Source organism: Alteromonas sp. S015, from assembly GCF_036864485.1.
Classification (GTDB): Bacteria; Pseudomonadota; Gammaproteobacteria; order Enterobacterales; family Alteromonadaceae; genus Alteromonas.
The window spans coordinates 1-1,056 of sequence record NZ_JAZETO010000025.1; the positions used below are offsets into that span (position 1 = coordinate 1).

Below are 1,056 nucleotides of genomic sequence, written 5' to 3' on the forward strand. Positions count from 1 at the left end.
TTACTGGTACGGTGAGCGATCCGAATGCGGTTGTGGTGGTCACTATCGACGGCAATGATTACACTGCTACTAATAACGGTGATGGCACGTGGACGTTAGCTGACAACGCAGTTGCTACGCTAGCAGAAGGTAGTTACCCAACATCTGTTACTGCCACTGACGATGCGGGTAATGCCGATACCGACACAGGCACAGTAGTAATTGATACCACAGCACCTACGGTTGCCATTAACGATCTGACTACCAACGACACCACGCCCGAACTTACTGGTACGGTGAGCGACCCCAATGCAGTTGTGGTGGTCACTATCGACGGCAATGACTACACCGCCACTAACAATGGTGACGGTACATGGACACTGGCTGATGATGTAGTTGCTACGCTAGCAGAAGGCAGCTATACCGCTACCGTTACTGCCACTGATACCGATGGTAACACCGGAACCAACTCTGGCACCGTGGTGATTGATACCACTGCACCCACGGTTGCCATTAACGATCTGACTACCAACGACACCACGCCAGAACTTACCGGTACAGTGAACGATCCCAATGCGGTTGTGGTGGTCACTATCGACGGTAACGATTACACCGCTACCAACAATGGTGACGGTACATGGACGCTGACCGATAATGTAGTTGCTACGCTAGCAGAAGGTAGTTACCCAACATCTGTTACTGCCACTGACAATGCGGGTAATACCGATACCGACACAGGCACTGTAGTAATTGATACCACTGCACCTACAGTTGCAATAAACGATCTGACTACCAACGACACTACGCCAGAACTTACTGGTACGGTGAGCGATCAGAATGCGGTTGTTGTGGTCACTATCGACGGCAATGACTACACCGTAACTAACAATGGTGACGGTTCGTGGACACTAGCTGATGACGTAGTCGCTACACTCGCTGAAGGCAGCTATACCGCCACCGTTACTGCTACTGATGCCGATGGTAATAACGGAACTAACTCTGGCACTGTTGTGATTGATACCACCGCACCCACGGTTGCCATTAACGATCTGACTACCAACGACACTACGCCAGAAC

General features: G+C 50.9%; 1 protein-coding gene. It reads left to right on the forward strand.

Annotated features, from left to right (window positions below; all coding sequences use genetic code 11):
- A partial coding sequence (locus V7R42_RS19870) for an Ig-like domain-containing protein (RefSeq protein ID WP_334022396.1) occupies positions 1 to 1,056 on the forward strand: 1,056 nt, incomplete at both ends.